This window comes from Candidatus Dedyshia acidiphila (assembly GCF_051025295.1).
Taxonomy (GTDB): Bacteria; Acidobacteriota; Terriglobia; order Terriglobales; family Acidobacteriaceae; genus KBS-83.
Map to the genome: position 1 here is coordinate 1 of NZ_JBMGJV010000206.1, position 247 is coordinate 247.

Sequence of the window (247 nt, forward strand, 5' to 3'; positions counted from 1 at the left end):
ACTTCGGCATTGAAGCGAACTACTGGGAGTGGCTCGTCTCCGCGTATTTTAACAAGGCAGATTTCTATGACTTATTCGGTCCGACCAAGGTGGGCCGGCGTGGATTCGGATTAGTTGGTGAAAAAAAGAAGACCTTCATTCACGATTCGGAGCGCAACCTCGACCTGATCATGCGCCTGTCCGCCTACTCCGGCCTGGACCGGTTGCCGGACTATCAGAATGTGACCGCCTCCCACACTCGATTCGT

The 247-nt window shown here is 53.8% G+C and carries 1 protein-coding gene; it reads left to right on the plus strand.

Annotation, left to right across the window (positions count from 1 at the left end; all coding sequences use genetic code 11):
* Positions 1-247 (plus strand): hypothetical protein (locus AC5IJH_RS18610; protein WP_491904304.1); only part of this gene is annotated, 247 nt, incomplete at both ends.